This window comes from Cryptosporangium japonicum (genome assembly GCF_039524755.1).
In the GTDB taxonomy this organism is placed as follows: domain Bacteria; phylum Actinomycetota; class Actinomycetes; order Mycobacteriales; family Cryptosporangiaceae; genus Cryptosporangium; species Cryptosporangium japonicum.
Genome location: NZ_BAAAGX010000016.1, coordinates 397,220 through 417,192, shown reverse-complemented (window position 1 = coordinate 417,192; position 19,973 = coordinate 397,220). Strand labels below are relative to the sequence as shown.

Sequence of the window (19,973 nt, the reverse complement as noted above, 5' to 3'; positions counted from 1 at the left end):
CTCGTCAACGACGACACCGAGGTACACCATGAGAAAGTTCGCGTCCTTCTCCGTCGTACTCGTCCTCGCCTTGGCCGCCTGCGGCAGCAACGCCGGTGAGAGCACCACGTCCGCGCCGCCGGCCACCGCGGACGTCGGCCGGGCGTCCGCGGTCACCCCCGTCGACGCCGCGACGCTCACCGCCGCCGGCCGGGAAGGCGAGGTGTTGCTCTACACCAACAGCGAAGACCAGCAGATGGCGCCGCTGGTCAAGGCCTTCCAGGCCGACCACCCCGACATCCGGGTCCGCAGCCTGACGCTCGGCAACAAGGAAATGTTCCAGCGCTACGAGACCGAGGTGGCCTCCGGCGGCTCGACCGCGGACGTGATCATGAGCAGCGACGCGGTCGGCTGGCTCTCGTTCGTCCGGGACGGCAACCTCCTGACGTACGAGGACCCGAACCAGGCGAACCTGCCCGACTACGCGGTGCTCGCGCCGGGTCTGTACGCGTTCTCCGAGGACCCGGTCATCGCGGTGTTCAACAAGGCGCTGCTGCCCGAGGCCGAGCAGCCGAAGACGATGGCCGACCTCGCGCGGATGGCGCCGAAGCTCGACGGCAAGATCGGCACGACCGACATCTCGAACGTCATCCAGTTCGGCGCCACCAGCGCCTACCTGGACAAGTACGGCGACGCGGGCTGGAAGACGCTGGAGACCATCGGTGCCCACGCGTCCGTCGAGTCCGACAACGGGCCGCTGGTGACCAAGCTCGCCCAGGGGCAGTACGCCGCCGCGTTCTTCGTCTCCGGGAACGTGCGTGCGTTCATCGTCGACGACGTCGCGAAGGTCGTGAACTACGCCTACCTCACCGACGGCACCCCGTTGCTGCCGCGCGGCGTCGGCGTGACGACCACGGCGGCGCACCCGAACGCGGCCAAGGTCTGGCTGAACTGGCTGCTGTCGGTCAAGGGCCAGGAGGCCGCGTGCCGGGGCGGGTTCACGCCCTACCGCGACGGGGTCACCTGCGACTTCGGCCTGGCCCAGGTCAAGGCCGTCGTGGGTGAGGACAACCTGCTCGTCGGCCGCTACGACCCGTCGCTGGCGACCGAGGGACCGGCGCTGATCACCCGTTTCAACAAGGCCTTCGGGAGATGAGCATCGCGCTCCCCGCGGTGCGGCGGGTCAGCGTGAGCCACTACGCGATCTGGGTCGGCACGCTCGTCGTCGTCGTGGGGCCGGTGGTGCCGATCGTGCTCGCGTCGCTCTGGTCGACGCCGCTCTACCGGTCGGGCGGACACGTCACGCTCGCGAACTTCGCCGACCTGCTGACCGATCCGGCCTGGTGGGGTGCGGTGGGCAACAGCGCGGTGTTCGCCGCGCTGACCACGGCGCTGTCGCTGGTACTCGGGGTCGGGTCGGCGGTGTTGCTGACCCGCACGAACGTGCCGTTGCGCCGGACGCTGACCGGCGTGCTGATCCTGCCGGTGATGCTTCCGGGCCTGGTGCTGATCGTCGGCTGGACGGCGATGTGGGCCCCGTCGGGCTACGTGTCGTCGTGGCTGTCGCTGAACACGTTCCTCACGTTCCCGGTCGACCTCTACTCGCTGCCGGGGATGGCGCTGGTCGCGACGACGGTGGCCGCGCCGACCGTGTTCCTGTTCTGCCGCTCGACCGTGCTGGCCGTCGATCCGGCGCTGGAGGACGCCGCACGCAGCGCCGGTGCCCGGCCCCTGCGGGCGCTGATCTCGGTGACCGTGCCGTTGCTGCGCCCCGCCGTGCTCAACTCGGCGATCCTCGTCTTCGCGGTCTCGTTCGAGGTGCTGGGGCTGCCGCTGATCCTGGGCTTCTCCAAGGACATCACGTTCGTCTCCACCTACCTCTACCGGCACTGGGTCACCGCGTCCTCGCCGGACCAGGGGCTGGTGTCGGCAGGCGCCGTCTTCCTCCTGATCTGCGTCTCGGGCCTCCTGGTGGCCCGGAACAGACTGGTGGGTGACGTCCAGCGCTACACGACCGTGACCGGGAAAGCGACCGCGCCGCGGACCGTGGACCTCGGGCGGACCCGGTGGGCGGTGGCGGCCGGGCTCGCGTTCGTCCTCGGCGTCCTCGTGGTGGTGCCGCTCGGCGGCGTGCTCCTCTCGGCGTTCACGTCGATCCTGACGCCGCTGATCACGCCCTGGTCGGTGCTGACGCTGGACAACTTCGCGGCGATCGCCGACAACCCGATCTGGTCGGAGTCGATCGTCAACAGCCTGCTCGTCGCCGGGGTCGGCGGCGCGCTGGCGACGGTGGCGATCGCGGTGATCGCGGTGGTGGCGCACCGGTCGGAATTCCGGTTCCGCGGGTCGTTGCAGCAGATCGTGCTGTGGCCGCGGATGATGCCGGGGCTGGTCACCGGCATGGCGTTCTTCTGGTCGTTCGCGGTCCTCGACCCGAGCGGCGCGGTGCGGGCGTCGCTCTGGGGGATCGGCCTGGCGTTCGCCGTGCGGAGCCTGGCGCTGGGGTACGGCGTGTTCTACCCGGCGCTGGCCGCGATCGGGGCGGACCTGGACCGGGCCGCACGCACGTCCGGCGCCACCTGGTGGCAGGCGTCGGTGAGCGTGGCCCTGCGCCTCTCCGCCCCGGCGATGGGCGCGTGTTTCATCCTGCTGTTCGTCTCGATGCTCAACGACTCCGACCCGGCCGTGTTCCTGGTCACCGACCGCACCCCGGTGATGGGGCTGACGATGCTCCAGCTCGCCGCCACCAGCACCGGCGGAGCCGTCGCCGCGTTCGGTGTCGTCCAGATCGCCATCACGCTCGCCGTGCTCGGCGCCGGCCGGCTCTTCCTGGGGGTACGCGCCCATGCCTGATCTGACGCTGACGTCGCTCGCGAAGCGCTTCGGCGAGAACACGGTCCTGGAGAACCTCGACCTGCACGTGCGCGACGGCGAGTTCTTCACGTTGCTCGGCCCGAGCGGGTGCGGCAAGTCGACGACGCTCACCTCGATCGCCGGCCTGCACACCCCCGACCGGGGCACGATCGCGTTCGGCGACCGCGTGGTCTTCGACGCCGGCCGGGTCGACGTGGCTCCCGAGCGTCGCAACTGCGGGGTGGTGTTCCAGTCGTACGCGGTGTGGCCGCACCTGTCGGTGCACGACAACGTGGCCTATCCGCTGAAGCTGCGCCGGGTCGGGCGGTCCGCGCGGGCCGCGCGGGTGCGTGAGGTGCTCGACCTCGTCGAACTCGGGCCGTACGGGAAGCGCTACCCGCACGAGCTCTCCGGCGGGCAGCAGCAGCGCGTGGCGCTGGCCCGCGCGCTGGCCCACCCGCCGGACCTGCTGCTGCTCGACGAACCGTTCTCCAACCTCGACGCCAAGCTGCGCGAACGCGCCCGTGACTGGCTCCGGAGGCTGCAGCGGCGCATCGGCGTGACGACGGTGTTCGTGACCCACGACCAGGACGAGGCGCTGTCGATGAGCGACCGGATCGTCGTGCTGGACGCCGGGCGCGTGCGTCAGATCGGGACGCCGGAGGAGATCTACCACGCGCCGGCCGACGAGTTCGTGGCGGATTTCGTCGGAACCGTGAACGTGCTGCCGGGCCGGGCGGCCGGGGGAACGGTGCGGCTGGACGGCGTGGGCACGCCGCTCGTGGTCGGGTCGGCGCCCGACGGCGACGTACGCCTCGCGATCCGGCCGGAGCGGATTCTGGTGCGTTCCACTGACGACGAGGGACCTAACACCGTTAGGGTGAAAGTCCGGTCGCGGGCGTTCCTTGGCGACCACTACCGCTATGTGGTGGGACTGGGCGATCACAACCTAGTTGTCCGGAGTCTTGCACCGGTGGACCAGGATTCCGAGATGATCGTCGAGTTACCGCCGGACGCGATCCGCGTCTTCTCGTGAAGGGATGCCTGTGCCTGAGTACAACCTGTCGACGCTGCTCGAACAGACCGCCGCTTCCTACCCGGAACGCGACGCGATCGTCCTCGGTGACACCCGCCTGAACTACGGCACCGTGAACGCGATGGCGAACATGGTCGCGGGTGCCCTGGCCGCCCGCGGCGTCGGGCACGGCGACCGGGTTGCGCTGAGCTGCCCGAACCTGCCGTACTTCACGATCGCCTACTTCGGCATCCTCAAGGCCGGTGCCACCGTCGTGCCGCTGAACGTGCTGCTCAAAGGCTCGGAGATCGCCTACCACCTGCGCGACTCCGGGGCCAAGGCGTACTTCTGCTTCGAGGGCACCCCGGAGCTGCCGATGGCGCGCTTCGGCCACGAGGGCTTCGCCGCGGTGGAGGGGTGCGAGCACTTCTTCGTGATCACCGCCGACCTGGCCGCTCCGTCGCCGATCGAGGGCGTCGAGACGCTGGCGCAGGCCGCGCTGAGCCAGCAGCCGACGTTCGCGACCGTGGCGACCGACGAGGACGACACCGCGGTCATCCTGTACACGTCGGGCACCACCGGGCAGCCCAAGGGCGCCGAGCTGCGGCACCGGAACATGCGTGACAACGCGATCGCCGGGTCCTCGCTCGTCGACTCGGACGCGTCCCGGCCGGACACCATCCTGTGCGTGCTGCCGCTGTTCCACTCGTTCGGTCAGACGGTCTGCCAGAACGGCCCGATCGCCTACGGCGGCACGATCGTCATGCTGCCGCGCTGGGATCCGACGGCCGCGCTGGAGCTCATGCTGCGCGAGAAGATCACGTTCTTCTCCGGCGTCCCGACGATGTACTGGGGGCTGCTCGGGGCGCTGGACTCGCTGGAGGAGGGCCGGGCGGCCGAGGTCGACGCGATGGCGGCGCGGCTGCGCATCGCGTCGTCCGGGGGATCGGCGCTGCCGGTGGACGTGCACACGCGCTTCCAGGAGCGCTTCGGCGTGACGATCCTGGAGGGGTACGGGCTGTCGGAGACCTCGCCGATCGCGTCGTTCTCCCGCCCCGACGCCCCCGTGCGCCCCGGCTCGATCGGCATCCCGATCCCGGGCGTCGAGATGACGCTGCTCGACGTCGTCGACGGGGTCGGCGAGATCGCGATCCGCGGGCACAACGTCATGAAGGGGTACTGGGGGCGGCCGGACGCGACCGCCGAGGTGCTCGACGCCGACGGCTGGTTCCGCACCGGCGACCTGGCGCGGGTCGACGACGACGGCTGGTACTACATCGTCGACCGGGCCAAGGAACTGATCATCCGCGGCGGCTTCAACGTCTACCCGCGCGAGGTCGAGGAGGCGCTGATGCAGCACCCCGAGGTGTCGCTGTGCGCGGTGATCGGGGTGCCCCACGAGAGCCACGGTCAGGAGATCAAGGCGTACGTGATCCCGGAGCCGGGGTCGTCGCTGACGCCCGAGGAACTGGGCGCGTGGGCGCGCGAGAAGATGGCCGCGTACAAGTACCCGAGGACCTACGAGTTCGTCGAGTCCCTCCCGATGACCGCCACCGGCAAGATCCTCAAGCGCGAGCTGTCGTAGCCCAGGCGCAGATCGCGGCCAGCGGTTCCTGGAGCGTCTTTCCGAGCGGCGTCAGCGCGTACTCGACGTGTTGCGGCGGGTCCGGTTTCAGGACCCGCCGCTCCACCAGGCCGTCCTGTTCCATCTCCCGGAGCGTCTGCGTCAGCACCTTCTGGGTGATGCCGGCGACGCGACGGCGCAGCTCGGCGTGGCGCTGCGGGCCCGCCAGCAGGGCGTAGATCAGCAGCACGCGCCACTTCGACGCGAGCCGCTCGAGCGCCTGACGGGTCGTGCAGCTCTCCTCCAGCACGTCGGGGATCACCAGCGACATCAGCACCTCCGCAAGGGCACCAGAAAGTGCCTTCTGTCCGACGCGAGAAACCCAACCTAGCGTCGGGTCCATGAGGGACTACCGCATCCACACCTACACCGCCGCCGAGGCGGGCCTGTTCGTCAACAGCTACCTGATCGAGACGACCGACGGCGTCGTGCTCGTCGACGCGAACCTGCTGCTCTCGGACGTGCGCGCGCTCGCCGCCCGGATCACGGCGCTGAAGAAGCCGCTGCTCGGCGTGTTCGTCACGCACGCCCACCCGGACCACTTCAACGGCCTGCCGCTGCTCGCCGGCGACGACGTGCCGGTGTACGCGGCCGCGCCGGTGGCCGACACGATCGCCGCGATCGCCGACGCGAAGCGCGCCCAGTGGCAGCCGGTCTACGGCGACGAGTGGCCCGACACCCACCTCGTTCCCTCGCACCGGCTGGCCGACGGGGAGGCCGTGCACGTCGGCGGGCTCTGGTTCACCGTGCACACGGTGGGGGAGGCCGAGAGCCACGCCGACTCCTACGTGACGCTCGGCGACGACGCGTTCATCGGCGACCTGGCGTTCCCGGGCACCCACCCGTACACCGCCGACGGGCACACCGAGGGCTGGCTCGCCGCGCTCGACACGCTGCCGGACGCGCTCGCCGGTGCCACGCTCCACCCCGGCCACGGCCGCTCCGGCGACGTCGGCATGCTCGCCGAGCAGCGTCGCTACCTGCTGATGTACCGGGAGGCGGTGCGCCGGATCGCCGCCGGAGCGTCGAGCCTCGACCAGGCGCAGAAGGACGAGCTGACCGCGGTGATGACGCGATTCGCCCCCGGAGCGCCGCTGACCTGGATGATCGCGCTCGGCGCGGACGCCGTCGCGGCCGAGTTGAGCGTGGCCGCATGAGGGTCGAATTCGCACCGGGCGTTCGGCCGCCGACTTCCGGCACCGGTATCCGACGTGATCCGCGCCACTGGAGGTCGCGCCGCGTCACCTAATTCAGGTTAGCCTTACCTGGTGTCGAAGAAGCCCCGGTTGATGCCCGAGAACCCGCGGATGTTCCGTGCGAACGTGGTCCGCACCGAGCAGCTGACGCCCTCGATGCAGCGGGTCACCGTCACCGGTGAGGAGCTGGCCGCGTTCCCGTGGCGCGGCTTCGACCACTGGTTCCGCTTCTTCGTGCCGTTGAAGCACCAGGAGAGCCTGGTCCTGCCGGCGTTCGAGGGTTCGACCTGGTGGCAGCCCTACCTGGCGATCCCGGCGGAGCAGCGCCCGCACTGCGCCAACTACACGGTCGCCGACTTCCGGGCCGAGAGGGCCGAGCTCGACATCGAGTTCGTCCTGCACCGCGGCCCCGACGGGCACCTCGAGGGCCGGGCCGCGCTCTGGGCCTGCTCCGCCCGGGCCGGCGACCCGCTGGCGCTGCTCGACCAGGGTGTGCTCTTCGACCCGCCCGCCGACACCTCCGAGTACCTGATCGCCGCCGACGAGAGCGGCCTGCCGTCCACCGTCGCGATCGTGCGCTCGCTGCCCCGCGACGCCGTCGGCCGCGTCATCCAGGAAGTGCCCACCAGCGCCGACCGCCGCGTGCTCGACGCCCCGCCCGGCGTCGAGGTCACCTGGATCGCGCGCGACGATCCCGCCGCGATCCCCGGGTGCGCGGCGCTGGCGGCCCTCCGCGGCGTCGAGCCCGCGCCCGACGGGTACGCGTTCGTCGTCGGCGAGTCCACGCTCGCCACCGAGGGGCGCCGCCACCTGGTGCGCTCGGGCCTGCCCAAGGACCGCATCACGTTCTCCGGCTTCTGGAAGCACCCCGGCGCCCCGGCCTGACCCCCACCCCGGCTCCGAGGTGGCGTCCTACCCCGCTCCGACCGGGTTGATGCGCGCCTTGAGCAGGCAGAACTCGTTGCCTTCGGGGTCGGTGAGGACGTGCCAGGACTCCTCGCCGGTCTGCCCGATGTCGGCGAAGCGGGCCCCGATCGCGAGGAGGCGCTCCAGCTCGGCGTCCTGGTCGCGGTCGGTGGCGTTGAGGTCGAGGTGCAGCCGTGACTTCCCGGGCTCCGGCTCGTCCCGGATGCTGAAGAAGATCGTCGGCTGCGACCCGCCGAAGCCGTCGCGCGCTCCGATCTCGACGCTGCCGTCCGACTCGCGGCCGAGCACCACGAAGTCCAGCACCTCGCACCAGAACCGCGCCAGCACCTCGGGCTCGCGGCAACCGAACACGAGCTCCCCGATCCGAGACGCCATCGACGAACCACCCTCCACCCAGGAACCGGACGTCCGCGACCGTACCCGCCCCGGCGCCCCTCGGGAATGGACAGCCGTGGTTACCGTGGAGGCGTGGACACCCGATCCGCTCGTCTCCTGAAGCTCTCGCTCGAACTACGCACCGCGGCGGTCGACGCGGGGCGGCCGGACGTCGCGGCCGAGGTCGACTCGTTGATGACGCTGATCGCCGGCGAGCAGAACCTGGCGCCGACGAGCAAGTCCGGGGTGGCCGACGCCGTCCAGCGCATCCTCAACGGGCTGGGCTACTGACCGGCGCCGGTCACGACACCGGCCGGAGCGCCTCCGGGGTGAGGTCGGCGATCGTCGGATAGCCGTCCACGGCCATCGTCAGATCGGCCTCGGCCAGCAACGACCGCAGCACGTGCACGATCCCGTCGACGCCGCCCAGCGCCAGACCGTACGCGTACGGACGCCCCACCCCCACGGCCGTGGCCCCGAGCGCCAGCGCCTTCACGACGTCCACCCCGCTGCGCACCCCGGAGTCGAACAGCACCGGGAGCCCGTTCGCCGCCTCGACGACCCCGGGCAGGCAGTCCAGCGCGGGCAGCCCGCCGTTGGCCTGACGTCCGCCGTGGTTCGAGCAGTAGATGCCGTCGACGCCGCCGTCGGCCGCGCGGCGCACGTCGTCGGGGTGGCACAGGCCCTTCACCAGCAGCGGGAGCGACGTGAGCGACCGCAACCAGGGCAGGTCGGCCCAGGTCAGAGGGTTGCCGAACATGCCCGCCCACTGCAGGATCGCGCCACCGGGATCCTCCGCCGGGGGCCGGGCCAGGCGGGTGCGGAACACCGGGTCGTCCAGATAGTTCACCAGGCAGTGCCCGCGCAGCTGCGGGAAGTTCGAGGTACGCAGGTCGCGGGGGCGCCACCCGGTCACCCAGGTGTCGAGCGTGACGACGATGCCCGCGAAGCCGGCCTTCTCGGCGCGGCGCACGAGGCTCTCGGCGACCTCGCGGTCGGTGGGTGTGTAGAGCTGGAAGAACCCCGGTGTCCCGCCGAACTCGCCGGCCACCGACTCCAGCGGGTCCACCGACAGCGTCGACGCGACCATCGGCACGCCGGTGCGCGCGGCGGCCCGCGCGGTGGCCAGGTCACCGTGACCGTCCTGCGCGCACAGCCCGATCACCCCGATCGGGCACAGGAACAGCGGCGACGGGTACGTGTGCCCGAACAGCGACACGGTCAGGTCACGCTGCGCGGCGCCCACGAACATCCGCGGGATCAACCCGTGCTGGAGGAACGCCGTCACGTTGGCCCGCTGGGTGTGCTCGTCGCCGGCCCCACCGGCGACGTACGACCAGATGCCCGGCGGCAACGCGGCCCGGGCCCGCTCCTCGAGCTCGGCGAAGACCATCGGGTACGGCGGCAGCACGCCCGACAGGCCGTCGAAGTAGATCTCGTTCTGGTAGTTCCCGAACGGCTGCGACATGCGCAAAGCCTAGAGCGGCACCGGGATCTGCGCCTCGACTTCGAACGACGCCCGGTCGGCGCGGTAGACGTCGCGCGCGAACTCGAGGCAGCGGCCCGCGTCGTCGAACGTGTGCCGGGTGAGCAGGATGCCGCGGGAGGCGGTGCGCACCGCGAGCCGCGTGCAGGAGGCGTCGTCGATGACGATCGACTGGATCGTGGCCCGCGCGTGCGTCGGCACGATCCGGTAGTGCCGGCGCAGCAGCTCCCAGAGCGAACCGGTCAGCGGCTGGTCGAGCAGCCCGGGCGTCAGCGCGCTGGGGAAGTACGTGGTCTCGAGCGCGATCGGCTCGTCGTCGGCGGTGCGCAGCCGGTGCAGTGCGTGCACGGTCTCGCCCGGCGCCAGGTCGAACGCCGCGCGCGCCGACGGGGTGGGCTCCCGCTCCTCGGCCCAGAGCACCACGGCCGCCGGGCGCCGGCCGACGCGGGTGATCTCGTCGGAGAAACTGCCGATCCGGAACGCGACGCGGGGCTCGGCGACGAACGTGCCACGCGGCGGACGCCGGTACACGTACCCCTCGTTCTCCAGCAGCGACAGCGCGTGCCGGGCGGTCATCCGGCTGACGCCGTAGGACTCGCTGAGCTCCCGCTCCGAGGGCATCAGCGTGTGGGGGGCGAGTCTCTCCTGGGTGATGCGGTCGCGCAGCTCACCGGCGATCGCCACGTACCGGGGTGCGGTTGCCGACTTGGTCGTCCTCGTTCCCACGGTGGACACCCTAGCCCGCAGCGAGGAACCTCTCGGTCTGCTCGTCCGGGCCGATCGCGGTCGTCGGGCAGCTCACCCCGCCGCGGGCTACCGTCTTCTCCGTGGTGCTGGCCGAGGTGATCCCGGGGCTGTTCTCCGCGTTCAGTGAGGACGCCCTGTTCACGCTGTCCGGTGCGGTGAGGCTGCTCAATGGCACGTTCGAGCTCGGCCGCTGGGAGGTTCCGGTGCTCGTGACCCGCGGCCGGGGCGCACCGGGCCGGCCCGACGGGCGGTCGATCGACGCGGAACTCGACCGGAAGGCCCACGCATGAGGATCCTCGCCATCGACCAGGGCACGTCCGGCACGAAGGCGATCGTCGTCGACGAGGCCGGCCGGGTCCTGGCGATCGCCGAGGAGCCGCTGCACCCGCGCTACCTCGACGGCGGGGGAGTCGAGCAGGACCCGGTGGCCCTGCTCGACTCGGTCCTCACCGCCGGGCGCCGTGCGGCCGGGGAAGCCGGCGGGGAGCTCGACGCGGTCGCGCTGGCCAACCAGGGCGAGACGGTCCTGGCCTGGGACCGCGCGACCGGCGAACCGCTCACCCCGGCGATCGTCTGGCAGGACCGGCGGTCGGCGTCGGTGTGCGTGTCGCTCGCCGAGCACGCCCCGGCCGTCGCGGCACGCACCGGGCTCGTGCTCGACCCGTACTTCTCGGCGCCGAAGATGCGCTGGATCCGGGAGGCGCTGACCACCGAGGGCGTGGTCACGACCACCGACACCTGGCTCGTGCACCGGTTGTGCGGCGCGTTCGTCACCGACTCGTCGACGGCGAGCCGCTCGCTCCTCGTCGACGTGGATGCGGTGGCCTGGAGCCCGGAGCTGGTGGACACGTTCGGCCTGGGGGCCGAGGAGCGGCCGGAGATCGTCGCCTCGGACACGATCGTCGGCACCACCGCGGCGTTCGGCGGTGAGCTGCCGGTCACCGGGCTCGTCGTCGACCAGCAGGCGGCGTTGCTGGCCGAGGCGTGCCTGGACGTAGGCACGGCCAAGTGCACCTACGGCACCGGAGCGTTCCTGCTGGCCCAGCTCGGCGGGGCGGCCGTGCGCTCACCCGCCGGGCTCGCGACCTCGGTGGCGTGGACGCTGCGCGGCGACACGTCGTACTGCCTGGACGGCCAGGTCTACACCGCGGCCTCCGCGGTGCGCTGGCTCACCGACCTGGGCCTGGTCACCGGGCCGTCCGCGCTGGACACCACGTCGGCGCCGTCCTCGGACGGCGTGCTCTGCGTACCCGCGCTGGCCGGCCTGGCCGCGCCCTGGTGGGACCCGTCGGCCACCGCCTCGTTCACCGGGATGCGCCTCGACCACGGCACCGGCCACCTGGTCCGCGCCGCGCTCGAGGGCATCGCGGCCCAGGTCACGGCGCTGATCGGCCTGCTCGACTCCCCGCTCACCCGGCTCCGGGTCGACGGTGGACTCACCCGCTCGGCCGTGCTGATGCAGGCGCAGGCCGACCTCGCGCAGCTCCCGGTCGAGGTCTACCCGTCGCCGCACGCCACGCCGCTGGGGGCCGCGGCGTGCGCGCGCCTCGCGCTCGACGCGTCCGCCCCGGTGTCCGACGTGGTCGGCGGCTGGCGGCCGTCGGCCACGTTCGAACCGCGGTGGACGCCGGACCGCGCCGCCGCCCACCTCGCGCGGTGGCACGCCGCCGTATCCGCTTCGAAGGAGATCCCGCACCCGTGATCCACGACCTGGCCGTCATCGGCGGCGGCATCGTCGGTGCCGCCATCGCCCGGCTGTTCGGCGGCACCTCGCTGTCGGTCGCGCTGCTCGAGGCACGCGACGACGTCGGCGACGGCACCAGCAAAGCCAACACGGCGATCCTGCACACCGGGTTCGACGCCTCGCCGGGAACACTGGAGTCGCGGCTGGTGGCCCGGGGGTACGCGCTGCTGGGGGCGTACGCGGCCGAGACCGGCATCCCGGTCGAGCGCACGGGTGCGCTGCTCGTCGCCTGGGACCCCGAGCAGCTCGCGGCCCTGCCCGGGTTACAGCGCAAAGCCGAACGGAACGGGTACGACGCCACCAGCCCGGTCGACGCCGACGAGGTGTACCGGCGGGTGCCGGACCTGGGGCCCGGTGCGCTCGGCGGGCTGAGCGTGCCGGGGGAGTCGATCATCTGCACCTGGACGACGAACCTCGCGCTCGCCACCGACGCGGTCAACCGGGGCGTGACGTTGCTGCGCGGGCACCGGGTGCTCTCCGCGTCGGTGGGGGAGAGCACGACGCGGCTCGAGACCACGGGCGGGGACGTCCACGCGCGGTGGGTGGTCAACGCGGCCGGCCTGGGCGCGGACGTCGTCGACGGGCTGTTCGGCTTCTCCCGGTTCACGGTGACGCCGCGCCGCGGTGAGCTGCTGGTCTTCGACAAGCTGGCCCGGCCGATGGTGCCGGTGATCGTGCTGCCGGTGCCGTCGAAGGTCGGCAAGGGTGTGCTCGTGAGCCCCACCATCTACGGCAACGTGATGCTCGGGCCCACCGCCGAGGACGTGGACGACCGCACCGCGACCGGGACGTCGTCGGCCGGTTTCGAGTTCCTGCGCGCGAAAGGGCTGGGGCTGATGCCGCGGCTGCTTGACGAGGAGGTGACCGCGGCCTACGCCGGGCTGCGCGCGGCCATCGACTCCGGCGACTACCTGGTCGACGTCGACGCGTCGCAGCGGTACGTGCTGGTCGGCGGCATCCGCTCGACCGGGCTGACGGCCGGCCTGGCGATCGCCGAGCACGTCGGGGAGCTGCTCACCGGTGTGCTCCCGCACGAGGAGCGGGCCGACCTGCCGCCGCCGCCGCGGATGCCGAACCTGGGGGAGGCGTTCACCCGGCCCTACCAGGACGCGGCGGCGATCGAGGCGGACCCGGAGTACGGGCGGATCGTCTGTTTCTGCGAGCGGGTGACCCGGGGGGAGATCCGCGACGCGTGCACGTCGGTGATCCCGCCGTCCGGGGTGGACGGTCTGCGCCGGCGCACCCGGGTGATGAACGGGCGCTGCCAGGGGTTCTACTGCGGCGCCGAGGTGCAGACGCTGCTGGAGGCGCGCCGATGAGCACGGTCGTGATCGTGGGGGGCGGGCCGGCCGGGCTCACCGCCGCGGCGGCGCTGGCGCCGTCCGTCGACGTCCTGGTGCTCGAACGGGAAGCGGAGACCGGAGGGACACCGCGGCACAGCGACCACCCCGGGTACGGGCTGCGTGACCTGCGCCGGTTCCTGTCGGGGCCGGAGTACGCGCGTCGGCTCACCGGGCGGGCCCGGCGGGCCGGGGCGGCGCTGGAGACCTCGGCGACGGTCACCGGGTGGGCCGGTGACCGCGCGCTGGAGGTGACGTCACCACGCGGGCGCCGGGTGGTCACCGCCGACGCGGTCGTGCTCGCGACCGGGGCGCGGGAACGGCCGCGGTCGGCCCGGCTGATCCCCGGTGACCGGCCCGACGGGGTGTACACCACCGGGCAGCTGCAGAACCTCGTGCACGGGCACCGCCGGCCGGTGGGGCGCCGGGCGGTGGTGATCGGGGCGGAGCTGGTGAGCTGGTCGGCGGTGCTGACGCTGCGCGCGGCCGGGTGCGCCACCGTCCTGATGGTCTCGTCGTACGCGCGGCCGGAGATCTTCGCGTCGGTGGGGCCCGCGGTGTCCGGGGTGCCGGTGCGTGCGCGTTCCCGGGTGGTGGCGATCCACGGCCGGGGGCGGGTGACGTCGGTCGACGTCGAGGACCTGCGGACCGGTGAGCGGCGCCGGGTGCCGTGCGACACGGTCGTCACGACCGGCGACTGGATCCCCGACCACGAGATCGCGCGGCTGGGGGGCGTCGAGCTCGATCCCGCCACCCGCGGGCCCCGGGTGGACACGGCGCTGGCCACCAGTGTGCCCGGCGTCTTCGCGGTGGGGAACGTGCTGCACCCGGTGGACACCGCGGACGTGGCCGCGCTGGACGGGCGACACGTGGCCCCGGCGGTCCTGGCCCACCTGCGCGGCGCCGGGGTTGTCCCGATCGGGGCCGTGCCCGCCGGGGCTTCGCGTGCCGGGGCTTCGCGTGCCGGGGTTTCGCACGCCGGGGTGGAGCTCCGGGTGGAGGCTCCGTTGCGGTGGGTCGCGCCGCAGCTCGTGCGGCCGGGCGGCCCGGCCCCGGCGCGGGACCGGCTGCTGCTCGCCAGCGACGTCCACCGGGCGTTCCCGCGGCTGGAGGCGGTTCAGGACGGGCGCCGCGTCGGCGTGGTCCGGGTGCCCTGGCCGGCCGCCCCCGGCCGCGTGTTCCGGGTCCCGTTCGGCCTCGTCGCCGACGCCGACCCCACCGGCGGCCCGGTCACCCTCGCGTACCAGAACTGACGTTTTGTCGGGTTGCCGTTTCACATTGCGCGACATCATCTCTTGACGTGAGAGACATGGGGCTGGAACATCCCGAGGTGACGCTGACCACAACGTAGAGCTCTGACCTGGGCTCTCGCCGCCAGCTCCCTCCCCTGTGATCCCTCAGGAGCAGTAATGAGACGCCTCACCCTGCGGGCGGCCGCCGTCGCGGCTTGCCTCGTCGTTCCGCTCGCGGCCTGCACCAGCCCCGACGACACCGCCGAGACCTCCTCGTCGTCGTCGGCCGGGAGCACCAGCACCGCGGGCCCGGACATCAACGGCGACGGCAAGGTGGTCATCGGGGTGCTCAGCCCCGGTGACCTCAACGACAACGGCTACTACGAGAGCTTCGTCGCGAAGGCCCAGGCCTTCACCGACAAGCAGGGGTGGCAGCTCATCAAGGTCGGCTCGGTCAACCAGGCCGACGCGCTGAACCAGGCCCGTAACCTGTGCCGGCAGAAGGTCGACATGGTCGCGCTCGGCGCGAGCGAGCTGAAGGACGCGATCAGCGCGTCCGAGGAGACGGTGTGCGGGAACACCGCCTGGTACGTCCCGGCGCAGCAGGACCTGAAGCAGACGCCGAAGATCACGATCTCGCGTGACTTCATCAACGAGGTCATCTTCGCCACCGGCTACGCCAACGGGCTGCTGATGAAGGAGAAGGGCTACACCAAGGCCGGGTACGTGACCGGCCCGGAGGCCGACTTCTCGGTGCAGGCCGCCAAGGCGTTCAAGGCCGGCATCCGCTCGGTGATCCCCGAGGCCACGCTGGTGACCACCTACACCGGTGACTTCAACGACTCGGGCAAGGCCACCGAGGCCGCGCAGGCGCAGGCCAACCAGGGCGTCAAGGCGCTCTACCCCTACCTCGGCGGCGCGACCGACGCGGTGGCGAAGTTCGGCAACACCAAGGACCTCATCCTGTCGACGCCGGGCACCGACCGGTGCGACTCGACCAGCCCGAAGTTCCAGGTCTCCTCGATCTTCGACCCGGGTGAGTACTTCGCCGCGGCGCTGCAGGACTTCGCCGACGGCAAGCTGAAGATGGGCGTCTCGCGCGACTGGCACCTCGGCAAGGACCCGGTTCCCACGGTGAAGATCTGCGGCGGCACGGCCGCGCAGAACACCGCGCTGGAGACGTTCATCTCCGACGTCGGCAGCGGCAAGATCGACGTCGACGCCCAGGTGGCGAAGCTCGGCGCCTGATCGACACGGTCCGGCGCGCCCGCCCCGGGCGCGCCGGAAGCCTCCCGTCGCGTCCTCGTCCGTCCGCGGCCGGCGCGGGTGGCCGGGGCGCGGCTCGGCCCGAACGTCCCGGCCGACCCGCGCCGGCGCGTCAGGCGTCGGCGGAGCGCTCCGGTTCGCGGACCGTGGCGGCGATCAGCGCGGCCACCCCGAGCAGCACCGCGACCAGCACGAGCGCGCGCAGCACCGAGCTCTGGTGCCCGACGAACCCGATCACCGGCGGGCCGGCCAGGAACGCGCAGTAGCCGATCGACGCGATGACGCTGACCCGGGCGGCGGCCCGGCGCGGATCGTCACCGCCGGCGCTCATCCCCACCGGGAAGCCCAGCGACGCGCCCAGCCCCCACAGCATCGCGCCGACGTAGGCCAGCGCGGGCACCGGCGCGAACACGAACAGCAGCGAACCGGCGATGCCGGTCACCGCCAGCCCGCGCACCGCGGTGACCCGCCCGTAGCGCGCCAGCACGCCCGGCCCGAACCACCGGCCGATCGTCATCGCGGCCAGGAACCCGGCGAACGCCAGCGTGCCGAGCACCTCGGAGACGTGGTGCCCGTCGATCGCGGCGATGCTGATCCAGTCGTTGCCGACGCCCTCGGCGAACGCGAACGCGAGCACGAACACGCCGATCAGCAGCGTGCGCGGTTCCCGCCAGGCGGCCAGCGCGCTGACCGGCGACGCGTCGCCGGCGGGGTCCGGCTCGGTGTCGTCCCGGTCGGGAACGAACCGCCGCGTCTGCTGGACGACGACGAGCACCACGACCACGGCGACGATCGGCAGGTGCACGGCGACCGGCACGGAGAACGCCACCATCACCGCACCGACGAGCGCGCCGGCCACCGTGCCGAGGCTGAACCCGCCGTGGAAGCGCGACATGATCGACCGGCCGAGGTGCCGCTCCACGACCGTGCCCTGCACGTTCATCGCGACGTCCCAGGCGCCGTTGCCGAAGCCGAGCAGGAACAGCCCGATCAGCACCGGCACGACGCCGACGAGCGAACCGAACGCGGCGACGACCAGTCCGACGCCGAGCACGACGGCCATCGCGGTGATCGTGCGGGCCGAGCCCAGCCGGGTGACCACCGGCCCCGACAGCGGCAGCGCCACCAGCGAGCCGGCCGCGATGGCGAGCAGCACCAGACCCAACGCGGCCGGATCCAGCTCGAGCTGGTCACGCACCTGCGGGATGCGCGAGGCCCAGTTGGCGAACGCGAACCCCGACCCGATGAACGCGGCGTAGGTGGCGAGAGTGGCGTTCCGGACCGCCTGCCGGGAGGGCGGCGCCGGAACCGTGGTACCCGGTTGCATGAGGACCAGCCTAACCGCGTTGTGTACGCACGTACATAACGGGTCCGAGTGACCTACGTCGCGGCCCGCGCCGCCCCGACCGCACGGACGGCGCGTCGGGGATCATCGGGTGGCATGGAGCAACCTCTGGACGGTGTCACGGTCGTCGCGCTGGAGCAGGCCGTGGCCGCGCCGCTGGCCACCCGGCATCTGGCCGACCTGGGGGCCCGGGTGATCAAGGTCGAGCGCACCGGGCGCGGTGACTTCGCCCGGGACTACGACCGGGTCGTCCACGGCACCGGCGCGCACTTCGTCTGGCTCAACCGGGGCAAGGAGTCGCTGGCCGTCGACCTCAAGTCCCCCGACGGCGTGGCCGTCGTGCGGACGCTGATCGCGAACGCGGACGTGTTCGTGCAGAACCTCGCGCCCGGCGCGGCGGCCCGGCTCGGGCTCGGAGTCGACGACCTGCGTGCCGCGCACCCGGCGCTCGTCACGGTCAGCCTGACCGGCTACGGCGTCGGCGGGCCCTACGAGCGGCGCAAGGCCTACGACATGCTCATCCAGGCCGAGGCCGGGCTGGTCTCGATCACCGGCACCCCCGCGACCCCGTCCAAGACCGGCATCCCCACGTCCGACATCGCCGCCGGCATGTACTGCGTGCAGTCGGTGCTGGCGGCGCTGCTGCGCCGGGCACGCACCGGCGTCGGGGCGTCGGTGGACGTGTCCATGCTCGAGGCGACCGTGGAGTGGATGGGGTATCCGCTGTACACCTCGCTGTACACCGGTGTGCAGCCGGCACGCATGGGGCTGAGCCACACCGCGATCGCGCCGTACGACTCGTACCCGACGACGGACGGCCGGATCCTCATCGGCGTCCAGAACGACTCCGGCTGGCGCACGCTCGTCACCGACGTCCTCGGCGTGCCGGAGCTGGCCGACGACCCGCGGTTCGCCACCAACGTCGACCGGGTGCGTCACCGCGCCGAGTGCGACGCGGCGGTCGCCGCGCGGTCGGCGACCTGGTCGACCGCCGAGCTCGACGCGAAGCTCGCCGCGGCCGGGGTGCCGGCCGCGGACGTGCGGACGCTCGACGAGGTGATCGCGCACCCGCAGCTCGCGGCGCGCGACCGGTGGCGTGAGGTGCGCACCGAGCACGCGACGGTCAAGGCGCTGCTGCCCCCGGTGACGTTCGCCGACGTGGAGGCCCGGATGGGGGACGTGCCGGCGCTCGGCGCGCACACCGCGGCGCTGCTCCGCGAGGCCGGCCTCACCCCGGCGCAGGCCGACGACCTGCTCGCCCGCGGCGTCGCCGAGCAGGCCGCGTGAGCCCCGGCGCCGCGGGGCGGGCCGCGTGAACCTCGGCCTCGTCGGGTCGGCCGCCGGGCTGTTCGCCGTCACGAACATCGACGACATCCTCATCCTCGCGTTGTTCTTCGCGCAGGGTGCCGGGCGGCGCGGGACGGCACGGCGGATCGCGCTCGGCCAGTACCTCGGTTTCCTGGCGATCCTCGTCGTCGCCGGAGCGGCCGCGTTCGGGGCCACGTTCCTGCCCGGGTCGGCCGTCCCGTATCTCGGGTTGTTGCCGCTGGCGCTGGGCATCAAGGCGGCGGTCGGCGCGTGGCGGCACCGCCACGACTCCGACGACTCCCCGCGGGACGGTGACGGCGGGCCGCGCGCGCTCGAGGTCGCCGCGGTCACGTTCGCGAACGGCGGCGACAACATCGGCGTCTACGTGCCGGTCTTCGCCACCGCCGGTGCCGGCGGCACGAGCGTCTACGTGGTGGTGTTCCTGGTGCTGGTCGCGGTGTGGGTCGCGGCCGGGCGGTACTTCGCGACGCGTCCGGCGATCGCGCGGGTGCTCTCGCGGTGGGGGCACGTCCTGCTGCCGATCGTCCTCATCGCGCTCGGCGCGTTCATTCTCGTGGACGGCGGTGCTTTCGGTTCGTAGGAAGTTTGGTTGGATACGAGACGATGGCGGGTGGAGCGGGGCGCACGAAGGAGAGCGCTGTGACGGCACTGCAGATGATCGACGTCGACACCGGTGACGTGCTGGACACGATTCGCCTGGTCGACGGGCGGATCGTGTCCGACACCGCGGCCGGTCGCGCGCTGCTGGAGAGCAAGCGCACCCCCGACACCAGCGACGAGCACCTGTTCGACGCGTACACCGACTGGTGCGACGGCGTCGTCGCCCTCCAGCCGGTCACTATCTAGGTCGGTCGCCGGGCCTCGAGGCCGTCGAGGAACAGGTCGAGCGCGGCCGGGTAGGCGCTGCCGCGCATCGTCTCGGCCAGCGACCCGGCGCACGCGGCGATGTCCGGGTGGGTCGCGGCGGGCAGCCGGGCGTAGACCGAGCCCCAGACCGCGTCGTCGGACTCCTCGGTGCCGTGCGCGAGCGTCGCCGCCGACGCGTCGAGCGACGCGAAGCCGAGCGTCAGGTCGATGAACGCGTGGTAGTGGCGGGCCGCGTCCGGCGCGGAGAACCCGGCGCCGCGCAGGATCCCGAGGCCGAGTTCGATGACCCGGATCTCGTGCGGGCGGCCGGTGACGCGCGACGCGGTCAGCGTGGAGATCCGCGGCTCGGCGACCAGCGCGGTGTGGATCCGCGTCCCCAGGTCGCGCAGCGTGGCGCGGTAGTCGGGCCCGGCGACGAAGCCGGAGAGGTGCTGGCCGATCAGGTCGTCCGCGACCGCCCGGATCAGGTCGTCGGTGTTGCGGAAGTACCGGTACACGCTCGACGGGTCGGCGCCGAGCGCGATGCCGAGCCGCCGGACGCTCAGGCCCTCGGAGCCGTGTTCGTGCATCAGCCGGATCGCGGTCTTCACGATGAGGTCGTGACTCAGGACCACGCCGGTCTTCGTCGGCCGGCGCCGGCGCCCGGGC

21 protein-coding genes are annotated in these 19,973 nt (G+C 72.5%); 15 read left to right on the top strand and 6 right to left on the bottom strand.

Translation table 11 applies throughout. The features are described 5' to 3' along the window. Positions 1–28: 28 nt before the first annotated feature. The 4 genes from ABD437_RS21690 to ABD437_RS21675 are packed head-to-tail and all read left to right on the top strand — an operon-like array spanning position 29 to position 5,432. Complete coding sequence (locus ABD437_RS21690) at positions 29–1,135, top strand: ABC transporter substrate-binding protein (RefSeq protein WP_344650718.1); 1,107 nt, start codon at positions 29–31, stop codon at positions 1,133–1,135. Further along, entirely contained in the window at positions 1,132–2,832 is a 1,701-nt protein-coding gene (locus ABD437_RS21685) for an ABC transporter permease (protein ID WP_344650717.1), read from the top strand. The genes ABD437_RS21690 and ABD437_RS21685 overlap by 4 nt, the downstream gene beginning before the upstream one ends. Next, a complete protein-coding gene (locus ABD437_RS21680) occupies positions 2,825–3,868 on the top strand; it encodes an ABC transporter ATP-binding protein (RefSeq protein ID WP_344650716.1) in 1,044 nt (347 codons plus the stop codon). Before ABD437_RS21685 ends, ABD437_RS21680 begins: the two co-directional genes overlap by 8 nt. Before the next feature lie 4 nt (positions 3,869–3,872). Continuing rightward, positions 3,873–5,432, top strand: a complete 1,560-nt coding sequence (locus tag ABD437_RS21675; RefSeq protein ID WP_344650715.1) for a long-chain-fatty-acid--CoA ligase — start codon at positions 3,873–3,875, stop codon at positions 5,430–5,432. Here ABD437_RS21675 and ABD437_RS21670 read toward each other — a convergent pair. Beyond that, complete coding sequence (locus ABD437_RS21670; RefSeq protein WP_344650714.1) at positions 5,413–5,742, bottom strand: winged helix-turn-helix transcriptional regulator; 330 nt, start codon at positions 5,740–5,742, stop codon at positions 5,413–5,415. The genes ABD437_RS21675 and ABD437_RS21670 overlap by 20 nt on opposite strands. Before the next feature lie 70 nt (positions 5,743–5,812). Between ABD437_RS21670 and ABD437_RS21665 the strand changes: the two genes are divergently transcribed. Both ABD437_RS21665 and ABD437_RS21660 read left to right on the top strand, forming a co-directional pair. Continuing rightward, positions 5,813–6,628 carry an MBL fold metallo-hydrolase gene (locus ABD437_RS21665; RefSeq protein WP_344650713.1) on the top strand — a complete coding sequence of 272 codons (816 nt, stop codon included), beginning with the start codon at positions 5,813–5,815 and terminating at the stop codon, positions 6,626–6,628. 111 nt (positions 6,629–6,739) lie between these two features. Next, positions 6,740–7,552 (top strand): siderophore-interacting protein, encoded by an 813-nt coding sequence (locus tag ABD437_RS21660; protein ID WP_344650712.1) that lies wholly within the window; start codon positions 6,740–6,742, stop codon positions 7,550–7,552. A gap of 27 nt (positions 7,553–7,579) precedes the next feature. On the opposite strand, the gene ABD437_RS21655 is transcribed toward ABD437_RS21660, so the two are convergent. Continuing rightward, on the bottom strand, positions 7,580–7,969 hold the full coding sequence (locus ABD437_RS21655) for a VOC family protein (protein WP_344650711.1): 390 nt from the start codon (positions 7,967–7,969) through the stop codon (positions 7,580–7,582). A gap of 93 nt (positions 7,970–8,062) precedes the next feature. On the opposite strand from ABD437_RS21655, the gene ABD437_RS21650 reads away from it, so the two are divergent. Beyond that, the gene (locus tag ABD437_RS21650) at positions 8,063–8,260 is read left to right on the top strand and encodes a hypothetical protein (RefSeq protein ID WP_344650710.1); all 198 of its coding nucleotides are present in this window, start codon (positions 8,063–8,065) and stop codon (positions 8,258–8,260) included. Between the two features lie 10 nt (positions 8,261–8,270). On the opposite strand, the gene ABD437_RS21645 is transcribed toward ABD437_RS21650, so the two are convergent. Then, on the bottom strand, positions 8,271–9,437 hold the full coding sequence (locus ABD437_RS21645) for an alpha-hydroxy-acid oxidizing protein (protein WP_344650709.1): 1,167 nt from the start codon (positions 9,435–9,437) through the stop codon (positions 8,271–8,273). A 9-nt stretch (positions 9,438–9,446) separates the two neighbouring features. Beyond that, positions 9,447–10,181: a GntR family transcriptional regulator gene (locus ABD437_RS21640; protein WP_344650708.1), complete on the bottom strand. Its 735-nt coding sequence runs from the start codon at positions 10,179–10,181 to the stop codon at positions 9,447–9,449. Positions 10,182–10,282: 101 nt separating this feature from the next. Here ABD437_RS21640 and ABD437_RS21635 point away from each other — a divergent pair, with 101 nt between their 5' ends. The 5 genes from ABD437_RS21635 to ABD437_RS21615 all read left to right on the top strand — a co-directional run bounded on the left by ABD437_RS21635 (position 10,283) and on the right by ABD437_RS21615 (position 15,766). Then, the gene (locus ABD437_RS21635; RefSeq protein WP_344650707.1) at positions 10,283–10,492 is read left to right on the top strand and encodes a hypothetical protein; all 210 of its coding nucleotides are present in this window, start codon (positions 10,283–10,285) and stop codon (positions 10,490–10,492) included. Beyond that, positions 10,489–11,904 (top strand): FGGY family carbohydrate kinase, encoded by a 1,416-nt coding sequence (locus tag ABD437_RS21630; protein ID WP_344650706.1) that lies wholly within the window; start codon positions 10,489–10,491, stop codon positions 11,902–11,904. Before ABD437_RS21635 ends, ABD437_RS21630 begins: the two co-directional genes overlap by 4 nt. Then, positions 11,901–13,265 (top strand): NAD(P)/FAD-dependent oxidoreductase, encoded by a 1,365-nt coding sequence (locus ABD437_RS21625; RefSeq protein WP_344650705.1) that lies wholly within the window; start codon positions 11,901–11,903, stop codon positions 13,263–13,265. Before ABD437_RS21630 ends, ABD437_RS21625 begins: the two co-directional genes overlap by 4 nt. Next, positions 13,262–14,539, top strand: a complete 1,278-nt coding sequence (locus ABD437_RS21620; RefSeq protein WP_344650704.1) for an NAD(P)/FAD-dependent oxidoreductase — start codon at positions 13,262–13,264, stop codon at positions 14,537–14,539. The genes ABD437_RS21625 and ABD437_RS21620 overlap by 4 nt, the downstream gene beginning before the upstream one ends. A gap of 156 nt (positions 14,540–14,695) precedes the next feature. Continuing rightward, positions 14,696–15,766, top strand: coding sequence for a BMP family ABC transporter substrate-binding protein (locus ABD437_RS21615; protein ID WP_344650703.1), 1,071 nt, complete (start codon positions 14,696–14,698; stop codon positions 15,764–15,766). A 130-nt stretch (positions 15,767–15,896) separates the two neighbouring features. Here the strand turns inward: ABD437_RS21615 and ABD437_RS21610 are convergent, their stop codons facing one another. Beyond that, positions 15,897–17,111: an MFS transporter gene (locus tag ABD437_RS21610; RefSeq protein ID WP_344650702.1), complete on the bottom strand. Its 1,215-nt coding sequence runs from the start codon at positions 17,109–17,111 to the stop codon at positions 15,897–15,899. A 114-nt stretch (positions 17,112–17,225) separates the two neighbouring features. Here ABD437_RS21610 and ABD437_RS21605 point away from each other — a divergent pair, with 114 nt between their 5' ends. From ABD437_RS21605 to ABD437_RS21595, 3 genes are read left to right on the top strand one after another with little or no spacing between them, the layout of a single operon-like run. Further along, entirely contained in the window at positions 17,226–18,416 is a 1,191-nt protein-coding gene (locus tag ABD437_RS21605) for a CaiB/BaiF CoA transferase family protein (protein WP_344650701.1), read from the top strand. A gap of 25 nt (positions 18,417–18,441) precedes the next feature. After that, positions 18,442–19,038 (top strand): cadmium resistance transporter, encoded by a 597-nt coding sequence (locus ABD437_RS21600; RefSeq protein ID WP_344650700.1) that lies wholly within the window; start codon positions 18,442–18,444, stop codon positions 19,036–19,038. Between the two features lie 59 nt (positions 19,039–19,097). Beyond that, positions 19,098–19,304, top strand: a complete 207-nt coding sequence (locus ABD437_RS21595) for a hypothetical protein (protein ID WP_344650699.1) — start codon at positions 19,098–19,100, stop codon at positions 19,302–19,304. On the opposite strand, the gene ABD437_RS21590 is transcribed toward ABD437_RS21595, so the two are convergent. Further along, positions 19,301–19,973, bottom strand: a 673-nt coding sequence (locus ABD437_RS21590) for a TetR/AcrR family transcriptional regulator (RefSeq protein WP_344650698.1), incomplete at its 5' end; no start/stop codon positions are given. The genes ABD437_RS21595 and ABD437_RS21590 overlap by 4 nt on opposite strands.

Bases quoted from the DNA above. Each gene is read 5' to 3' on its own strand.
- ABD437_RS21690 (WP_344650718.1), top strand. From the start codon at position 29: ATGAGAAAGTTCGCGTCCTTCTCCGTCGTACTCGTCCTCGCCTTGGCC.
- ABD437_RS21685 (WP_344650717.1), top strand. From the start codon at position 1,132: ATGAGCATCGCGCTCCCCGCGGTGCGGCGGGTCAGCGTGAGCCACTAC.
- ABD437_RS21680 (WP_344650716.1), top strand. From the start codon at position 2,825: ATGCCTGATCTGACGCTGACGTCGCTCGCGAAGCGCTTCGGCGAGAAC.
- ABD437_RS21675 (WP_344650715.1), top strand. From the start codon at position 3,873: ATGCCTGTGCCTGAGTACAACCTGTCGACGCTGCTCGAACAGACCGCC.
- ABD437_RS21670 (WP_344650714.1), bottom strand. From the start codon at position 5,742: ATGTCGCTGGTGATCCCCGACGTGCTGGAGGAGAGCTGCACGACCCGT.
- ABD437_RS21665 (WP_344650713.1), top strand. From the start codon at position 5,813: ATGAGGGACTACCGCATCCACACCTACACCGCCGCCGAGGCGGGCCTG.
- ABD437_RS21655 (WP_344650711.1), bottom strand. From the start codon at position 7,969: ATGGCGTCTCGGATCGGGGAGCTCGTGTTCGGTTGCCGCGAGCCCGAG.
- ABD437_RS21645 (WP_344650709.1), bottom strand. From the start codon at position 9,437: ATGTCGCAGCCGTTCGGGAACTACCAGAACGAGATCTACTTCGACGGC.
- ABD437_RS21630 (WP_344650706.1), top strand. From the start codon at position 10,489: ATGAGGATCCTCGCCATCGACCAGGGCACGTCCGGCACGAAGGCGATC.
- ABD437_RS21620 (WP_344650704.1), top strand. From the start codon at position 13,262: ATGAGCACGGTCGTGATCGTGGGGGGCGGGCCGGCCGGGCTCACCGCC.
- ABD437_RS21615 (WP_344650703.1), top strand. From the start codon at position 14,696: ATGAGACGCCTCACCCTGCGGGCGGCCGCCGTCGCGGCTTGCCTCGTC.
- ABD437_RS21610 (WP_344650702.1), bottom strand. From the start codon at position 17,111: ATGCAACCGGGTACCACGGTTCCGGCGCCGCCCTCCCGGCAGGCGGTC.
- ABD437_RS21605 (WP_344650701.1), top strand. From the start codon at position 17,226: ATGGAGCAACCTCTGGACGGTGTCACGGTCGTCGCGCTGGAGCAGGCC.